The following is an 8,302-nucleotide window of genomic DNA, read 5'->3' on the forward strand; positions in this document are numbered from 1 at the left end:
TGCCGGGGCAGGTCGCCGCGAAGCGGCTCACGCCGGTCGCGTGGCAGCAGGTGCCGGGCTGGCAGGACGATTCGCTGCTCGGCGCAACCGCCGCGCTGCGACAGAACTGCGTGCGGCTCGCGCGCCAGCCGGCCTGGGCACGCGCTTGCGCGGCCGCCGACCGGCTCGACGAGCTCGACGTCAGCAGTGCACGCACGTTCTTCGAAACGTATTTCACGCCGTTCCAGCTTGCGAACACCGACGGTACGCTCGACGGGCTCGTGACCGGCTATTACGAGCCGCTGCTGCACGGTTCGCGCGTGCGTCGCGGTCCGTATCAGTACGCGCTCTACCGCTGGCCGGCCGGTTATCGCGCGGGCGCCGCGCTGCCGGCACGCGCGCAGCTCGAACGCGCCGGCATCCTGAACGGCAACGAACTCGTGTGGGTCGACGATCCGATCGAAGCGTTCTTCCTGCAGGTGCAGGGCTCGGGGCGCGTGCTGCTCGACGACGGTTCGGTGATGCGGGTCGGCTTTGGCGGCACCAACAACCAGCCGTACCGCTCGATCGGCAAGTGGCTGCTCGATCGTGGCGAGCTGACGCCCGCTCAGGCGACGATGCAGGGCATCAAGGCGTGGGCGAAGGCGAACCCGACCCGGGTCGACGCGTTGCTCGATACGAACCCGCGGTTCGTGTTCTTCCGCGACATGCCGACCAAGGAAGATGCACCGCACGGCGGGGCCGACGGCCCGATCGGTGCGCTGGGCGTGCCGCTGACGCCGGAGCGTTCGATCGCCGTCGACCCGTCGTCGATCCCGCTCGGCACGCCCGTGTTCCTGCAGACCACGCGCCCGCTGACGAATACGCCGATGAACCGGCTCGTGTTCGCGCAGGATACGGGCTCCGCGATCAAGGGGGGCGTGCGGGCCGACTATTTCTGGGGGCTCGGCGACGATGCAGGCGATCAGGCCGGGCGGATGAAGCAGGTCGGCCGGATGTGGCTGCTGTTCCCGAATTCGTGATGTGACGCGGCGCGGGTGGCTGGGGTTTCTCGGGTCGCCGCCGATACGGTAGACGCGGCATTCGTGGAAGCGGCGGTGTGCGTGGCACGTCGCTCTGATCGTGAGGGCGTCCGTGCGATGTCAGATTTCGTGATGCGCGTGTTGCGTCGGCGGATGCCCAAAGGCGTCCTGGAATGAAACAGCCCGATCGGTGTTGGCCGATCGGGCTGTTTCATTTGCCACTTTGGATTCACCGCGCGTCATGCACGCGCAGCGATTTTCGTCAGCCCCTGCGCTTGTCGACGACGCGTCGCGCCTTGCCGACCGACCGTTCGATCCCGTTCACGGGCAGCACGTTGATCACGGCCGTCACGCCGATCAGCGACTTGATGTCGTAGGCGAGCGCCTGTTTTGCCGCGTGGATCGCCGCCGTATCGGGTGCTGTCTCGGGGCAAGGCTCGACATTGAGCGTCATCACGTCGAGCGGGCCTTCTTTCGTCAGCACGATCTGATAGTGCGGGGCGAGCGCGCGCTGCTTGAGCAACTGCTCCTCGATTTGCGTCGGGAACACGTTGACGCCGCGCACGATCATCATGTCGTCCGAGCGCCCGGTGATCTTCTCCATCCGGCGCATCGTGCGGGCAGTGCCGGGCAACAGCCGCGTGAGGTCGCGGGTCCGGTAGCGGACGATCGGTAGCGCCTCCTTCGTCAGCGACGTGAACACGAGCTCGCCGAGTTCGCCGTCCGGAAGCACTTCGCCGGTTTCGGGATCGATGATTTCCGGATAGAAGTGGTCTTCCCAGATGGTCGGGCCGTCCTTGGTCTCGACGCATTCGGACGCGACGCCGGGGCCCATCACTTCGGACAGCCCGTAAATGTCGACCGCATCGATGCCCATCCGCTGCTCGATCGCGACGCGCATGTCGTTGGTCCAGGGTTCCGCGCCGAAGATGCCGATGCGCAGCGAACTCTGCACGGGATCGAGACCCTGGCGCTCGATTTCGTCGGCGATCGACAGCATGTAGCTCGGCGTCACCATGATGATGTCGGGCCGGAAATCCTGGATCAGCTGCACCTGCTTCTCGGTCTGGCCGCCACCGAACGGGATCACGGTCAGCCCTGCGCGTTCGGCACCGTAGTGCGCGCCAAGCCCGCCCGTGAACAAGCCATAGCCGTAGCTGACGTGCACCTTGTCGCCGCGGCGCGCACCGGCGGCGCGGATCGAGCGCGCGACGAGATTCGCCCATGTGTCGATGTCGCGGGCCGTATAGCCGACGACCGTCGGCTTGCCGGTCGTGCCCGACGACGCATGAATGCGCGAAATCTGGTCCTGCGGCACCGCGAACATCCCGAACGGGTAACTGTCGCGCAGGTCGCTCTTCGTCGTGAACGGGAAGCGCGACAGGTCGGCGAGCGTCTTCAGGTCGTCCGGGTGGACACCCGCGTCGTCGAACTTGCGACGATAGACGGGGGAGTGGTCATACGCATGCCGGAGCGACCACTTGAGGCGCTCGAGCTGCAGCGCGGTCAGCTCGTCGCGTGAGGCGGTCTCGATCGGCTCGAGCGGTAGCGGGGTAGTCATGCATGTCTCCAGTGTTTGTTATGTGCGAGCCGTCGACGTCAGCGGTCTTCCGGGATGACCGTGCCCTTGATCTGGGCGGATTTGCCGCGAAACATCGCGACGGTTTCGCCGGTCTGGTTCGTGACGCGGATGTCGTAGATGCCTTGGCGGCCGGCACGCGCCTGCTCGATCGCCTCGGCCGTCAGCACGTCATCGCCGTGCACGGGGCGCAGGAATTCGATCGAGCAGCCGGCCGCGACGGTATTCACGTTGTACGAGTTGCACGCGAACGCGAACGTCGAATCGGCCAGCGTGAAGATGATCCCGCCATGGCAGGTCTGATGCCCGTTCAGGAATTCCGGCCGCACGCGCATCTGCAGGCGCGCGTAGCCGGCGCGTACTTCGGCGATTTCCATCCCGAACGCACGGCTGCATGCGTCGGCGTCGTACATGGCCCGCGCGGTGGCGCGGGCGAGCGCATCGGGGTCGAGCGTGGCAGTGGCGTTTGTCATGTCAACGCCCCTCGAAGCGCGGCGCGCGCTTCTCGATGAATGCCTTCACGCCTTCCGCGTAGTCGTGCGACTGGCCGAGCATGCGCTGCAGGTCGCGTTCCATGTCGAGTTGCTGGTCGAGCGTGTTCGTGACACCGGCACGCATCGATTGCTTGATCGATGCGATCGCGAGCGTCGGCTGCTGCGCGAGCTGGGTGGCGAGCTGGCGGGCTGACGCAGCGAGCGCGTCGTCGTCGACCGCGCGCCAGATCAAGCCCCATTGCTCGGCCTGTTCGGCGCCGAGCTTGTCGCCGGTCAGCGCGAGCCCCAGCGCGCGTGCCATGCCGATGCGTTGCGGCAGGAACCACGTACCGCCCGAATCCGGCACGAGACCGATCTTGACGAAGGCCTGGATGAAGCTGCTCGAGCGGGCGGCGAACACGAGATCGCAGGCGAGCGCGAGGTTCGCACCGGCACCGGCCGCCGTGCCGTTGACGGCGGCGATCACCGGAATCGGCAGACGCTGCAGGCGGCGGATCAGTGGATTGAAGTGCTCGTCGATCAGCGCGCCGAGATCGGTGGACGCGCCCGGCGTGAAGTCGAGATCGGCCAGGTCCTGGCCCGCACAGAAGCCGCGCCCAGCACCCGTGAGGATCAGTGCGCGCGTGCCGGCTGCCTCGACATCATCGAGTGCCGACTGCAACTCGCGATGCATCGCCCGCGTAAAGCTGTTCAGCTTGTCGGGGCGGTTGAGGGTAATCGTGGCTACGTTCGAGGCCTGATCGATTTCCAGCTGAATCGCCTGATAGGACATGCAGTGTCTCCTTCATGACTTCGTTATAGGCGCGCGGTGCGTCGGTTACACGCGTTCGATCGCGAGCGCGATGCCCTGGCCGACGCCGATGCACATCGTACAGAGCGCAAAGCGGCCGCCCGTACGCTCGAGTTGGTGGAGCGCCGTGGTCACGAGCCGTGCGCCCGATGCGCCGAGCGGGTGGCCCAGTGCGATCGCACCGCCGTTCGGGTTCACGCGCGGATCATCGTCGGCGACGCCGAGCATGCGCAGCACCGCGAGACCTTGGGACGCGAACGCCTCGTTCAGCTCGATCACGTCGAACTGGTCGATTGTCATGCCGAGCTGGTGCAGCAGTTTTTGCGTGGCCGGCGCGGGCCCGATGCCCATCACGCGCGGCGCGACGCCGGCTGTCGCCATGCCGATGACGCGTGCGCGGCGGCGCAGGCCGTACTGGTCGGCTGCCTGCGCATTGGCGAGCAGCAGCGCGCACGCACCGTCGTTGACGCCCGAGGCGTTGCCGGCCGTCACCGAGCCGTCCGGGCGCACGACGCCCTTCAGCTTCGCGAGCGCTTCGAGCGATGTCTCGCGCGGATGCTCGTCACGCGAGACGACCACCGGATCGCCTTTCTTCTGCGGAATCGTGACGGCAACGATTTCGTCGGCAAGCGTGCCGTCCTGCTGCGCACGCGCGGCCTTCTGCTGGCTGCGGAGCGCGAACAGATCCTGGTCGGCTCGGCTGATGTTGTAGTCGACCGCGACGTTTTCGGCCGTCTCGGGCATCGAATCGACGCCATACAGCTGTTTCATCAGCGGATTGATGAAGCGCCAGCCGATCGTCGTGTCGAACATGTCGGCCTGGCGTGCGAACGCGCTCGTGGCCTTGCCCATCACGAACGGCGCACGCGTCATGCTCTCGACGCCGCCTGCGATCATCAGGCGCGCCTCGCGCGCCTTGATCGCGCGCGCGGCTGTGCCGACCGCGTCCATCCCGGAGCCGCACAGCCGGTTCAGCGTCGTGCCGGGCACGTCGGTCGGCAGGCCGGCGAGCAGCGCCGACATGCGCGCGACGTTGCGGTTGTCCTCGCCGGCCTGGTTCGCGCAGCCGTAGATCACGTCGTCGATCGCCGTCCAGTCGACGTCACGGTTGCGCTCGATGAGCGCCTTGAGCGGCACCGCACCGAGGTCGTCGGCGCGGACATCTTTCAGGGCGCCGCCGTAGCGGCCGATGGGAGTGCGAATCGCGTCGCAGATATAGGCGTCTGTCATGGGCGTATCGATGAGCAACGAACCCGCCGGGTGGCGGATTCGTTCATGGTAGAGAACGTGGCGGCGTTTGCACGTCGGCCATTCGGGTTATGCCGGTTGGCCGGCTTCCACCGGTGCTGCTTTCGGCGCAACATGGACACGGCTTTGCACTACGCGGAACCGGTTGGCGACGAACGCCGGGTCGGCCAACGCCGCGTTGGCTGCCGGATTCGCGCCCGTGCCGTGGAAATCCGAGAACGCGGCAGACTGGTTCACGAACACGCCGCCCGTCAGGTTGATCGACAGTGCGACGCCACCGCGTACCGCCGCGTCGTGGGCGGCGTCGACGATCGCGTCGTCGGTGCTGTAGACGGAGAGGGTCAGCGCGCCATGTTCCGCCGCGATTTCCCCGGCGAGGTCGAGCGACTGCGCGGTCGAGTCGGTCGCGATCACGAACGAGATCGGGCCGAACCACTCCTGCGTGAATTTCTCGCGATCGGCCACGTCGAGTTGCAGCACGAGCGGCGTGCGCACGCGGGCATCTGGGAACGCAGGGTGCTGGAGGGTCAGGCTGTCGGCGAGCACGCGGCCGAGCTCGCGGGCGTTGTCGATGCGTGCGGTCACGCTTTCGTTCTGGATTGCGCCGATCAGTTCGACCGAGCGTGCCGGGTCGCCGGTGAGTTTTTGCACGGCAACGGCGATGGCTTGTGCGACCTCGTCGAAGCTCGCATGGCCGTCCGCCGTCCGGATGCCGTCGCGCGGCACGTAGATGTTCTGCGGTGCCGTGCACATCTGGCCGGAGTACAGTGCCAGCGAGAACGCGATGTTCTTGGCGACGGCCTTCAGGTCGTCGGTCGAGTCGATCACGATCTGGTTGACGCCGGCCTTCTCTGTATAGACCTGTGCCTGGTGGGCATGGCGTTCGAGCCACGTGCCGTTTTGCGTGCTGCCGGTGAAGTCGATCAGCTTGATCTCGGGGCGCAGCGCGAGATCCTGGACGAGTGCGCCGTCGTTGGGTTCGGTCGCGAGGAGCGTGACGACGTTCGGATCGAAACCGGCTTCGCGCAGCACGTCGCGAGCGATCCGGACGGTGATGGCGAGCGGCAGGATTGCGCCGGGATGCGGCTTGACGATCACGGTGTTGCCGGTTGCGAGATCGGCGAACAGGCCGGGATAGCCGTTCCAGGTCGGGAACGTGCAGCAGCCGAGCACGAGCCCGGTGCCGCGCGGGACGATCGTGTAGCGCTTGTGCATCGCGAGCGGCGGGTTCTTGCCTTGCGGCTTTTCCCAGTGCGCGTCGGCCGGGATGCGGCGCAGTTCGTCCCATGCATAGGCGACTGCCTCGAGCGCACGATCTTGCGCGTGCGGGCCGCCGGCCTGGAACGCCATCATGAATGCCTGCCCCGTGGTGTGCATCACGCTGTAGGCGATTTCGAAGCTGGCGCGATTCAGGCGCGCGAGGATTTCGAGACTGACGCCGATCCAGGCGCTCGGGCCGGCTTCGCGCCACGAGCGTTGTGCTGCGGCAGCGGCGGCGATCAGTTCGTCGGGCGTCGACTTCGGATACCGGATGCCGAGTGCAATGCCGTACGGCGACCGCTCTGCGCCGACCGTTTCTCCGGATGCCGGCTGGTCGATCGCGAACGTCTTGTCGAGGTGCGACTTGAACGCGGCCTCACCCTCTGCGTTCGCGCTTTCCCCGTACACTTTGGGGCTCGGCATTTCGGCGAACGGGCTCCAGTACCCGCGGCTCTCGATGGCGGCGAGTGCGTGTTTCAGCGTGTCTTCGTGCTTCGTGAACAGTGCATGGGTCATGGCGGCAGCCTGATGGGCGTTGAGAGGGGTTGGATCGATTAATTAACCGACCGGTTGGTCGGAGAATGGTAGCATCAAACTATTCGCATGTGCGAGGCGTTTCTCATTTCATTGATCGAGGAGAAATAGATGGCTTACGAGAACATCCTGGTGGAGACCCGGGGGCGTGTCGGGCTGGTTACGCTGAACCGTCCGAAGGCGCTGAATGCGCTGAACGATGCGCTGATGGATGAACTGGGAGCCGCGCTGAAAGCGTTCGATGCGGACGATGGCATCGGTGCGATCGTCGTGACCGGGAGCGAGAAGGCGTTCGCGGCTGGCGCGGACATCGGCATGATGGCGACCTACTCCTATATGGATGTCTACCGGGGCGACTACATCACGCGCAACTGGGAGACGGTCCGCGAGATCCGCAAGCCGATCATTGCGGCGGTTTCGGGCTTTGCGCTGGGCGGTGGCTGTGAGCTGGCCATGATGTGCGACATCATTTTTGCGGCGGACACGGCCAAGTTCGGCCAGCCGGAAATCAAGCTGGGTGTCATGCCGGGTGCGGGCGGCACGCAGCGTCTGCCGCGCGCGGTGTCGAAGGCGAAGGCGATGGATATGTGCCTGACTGCCCGTTTCATGGATGCTGCCGAAGCGGAGCGCGCGGGGCTCGTGTCTCGCGTGCTGCCGGCCGACACGCTGCTCGACGAGGCGCTTGCCGCCGCGGCGACGATCGCCGAGTTTTCGCTGCCGGCGGTCATGATGGTCAAGGAGTCGGTCAACCGCGCGTACGAGACGACGCTGGCCGAAGGCGTCCACTTCGAGCGTCGGCTGTTCCATTCGCTGTTCGCGACCGAAGACCAGAAGGAAGGGATGGCGGCATTCGTCGAAAAACGGAAGCCAGTGTTCAAGCACCGCTGATCGAGTTGCTGGGGTAGTTGGCCGGCGACGTTGCGGTATCCGTCGTCTGCATGATTGCCCGGCCCGTCGAGCCCAAAGCCCCCGTGCGCGCCAGCGCACGGGGGCTTTTTCAAAATATTTTCACAAAGGGCTTGCGTAGACGAGGGTGGGTGCTTAGAATCACGCCTCTTTCGCGCTAACGGAAACGCGGCGCGGGAGAAGGGAAGCAGGGTGGGTGGTGTGCTGGAGTCTGAAGCGCGCAGCTGGCCTGGAAGTTGAGCCCCGCAGTCGCAACGATGATGTTAAAAAGTTGTTGACGAACTGCGAAACACGGTTCATAATCTCGCTTCTCTGCTGCTGAAAACGCAGCGCTGCCGGGAAACACGAAGTTCCTCGCAGAATGCTCTTTAAAAATTAACAGCCGATAAGTGTGGGCGCTTGATGAAAGCGAGCTGATCCTCGGATCAGATAGCGAAAGTATCAAGAGTCTCACACTAAAGTAAGTCAGGTTTATGAAGTGATTCATATT

8 protein-coding genes are annotated in these 8,302 nt (G+C 65.5%); 2 read left to right on the forward strand and 6 right to left on the reverse strand.

Annotation, left to right across the window (positions count from 1 at the left end; translation table 11 throughout):
- A partial coding sequence (locus G3N98_RS36990; RefSeq protein WP_206150891.1) for an MltA domain-containing protein occupies nt 1-1,001 on the forward strand: 1,001 nt, incomplete at its 5' end.
- 262 nt (nt 1,002-1,263) lie between these two features.
- Here the strand turns inward: G3N98_RS36990 and paaK are convergent.
- From paaK to paaN, 5 genes are all read right to left on the reverse strand, one after another.
- Nucleotides 1,264-2,562: a phenylacetate--CoA ligase PaaK gene (paaK, locus tag G3N98_RS36995; protein ID WP_206150892.1), complete on the reverse strand. Its 1,299-nt coding sequence runs from the start codon at nt 2,560-2,562 to the stop codon at nt 1,264-1,266.
- Nucleotides 2,563-2,600: 38 nt separating this feature from the next.
- Nucleotides 2,601-3,053 carry a hydroxyphenylacetyl-CoA thioesterase PaaI gene (gene paaI / locus G3N98_RS37000; protein ID WP_071335534.1) on the reverse strand — a complete coding sequence of 151 codons (453 nt, stop codon included), beginning with the start codon at nt 3,051-3,053 and terminating at the stop codon, nt 2,601-2,603.
- Between the two features lies 1 nt (nt 3,054).
- The gene (gene paaG / locus G3N98_RS37005; RefSeq protein WP_206150893.1) at nt 3,055-3,846 is read right to left on the reverse strand and encodes a 2-(1,2-epoxy-1,2-dihydrophenyl)acetyl-CoA isomerase PaaG; all 792 of its coding nucleotides are present in this window, start codon (nt 3,844-3,846) and stop codon (nt 3,055-3,057) included.
- Nucleotides 3,847-3,891: 45 nt separating this feature from the next.
- A complete protein-coding gene (pcaF, locus tag G3N98_RS37010) occupies nt 3,892-5,094 on the reverse strand; it encodes a 3-oxoadipyl-CoA thiolase (protein WP_206150894.1) in 1,203 nt (400 codons plus the stop codon).
- An 87-nt stretch (nt 5,095-5,181) separates the two neighbouring features.
- The gene (paaN, locus tag G3N98_RS37015) at nt 5,182-6,888 is read right to left on the reverse strand and encodes a phenylacetic acid degradation protein PaaN (protein ID WP_089472092.1); all 1,707 of its coding nucleotides are present in this window, start codon (nt 6,886-6,888) and stop codon (nt 5,182-5,184) included.
- A gap of 129 nt (nt 6,889-7,017) precedes the next feature.
- Between paaN and G3N98_RS37020 the strand changes: the two genes are divergently transcribed.
- Nucleotides 7,018-7,794, forward strand: a complete 777-nt coding sequence (locus G3N98_RS37020; protein ID WP_069247041.1) for an enoyl-CoA hydratase — start codon at nt 7,018-7,020, stop codon at nt 7,792-7,794.
- 175 nt (nt 7,795-7,969) lie between these two features.
- Here G3N98_RS37020 and G3N98_RS37025 read toward each other — a convergent pair.
- Nucleotides 7,970-8,302, reverse strand: a 333-nt coding sequence (locus G3N98_RS37025; protein WP_206150895.1) for a hypothetical protein, incomplete at its 5' end; no start/stop codon positions are given.

The organism is Burkholderia sp. Tr-20390, from assembly GCF_017104595.1.
Lineage (GTDB): Bacteria > Pseudomonadota > Gammaproteobacteria > Burkholderiales > Burkholderiaceae > Burkholderia.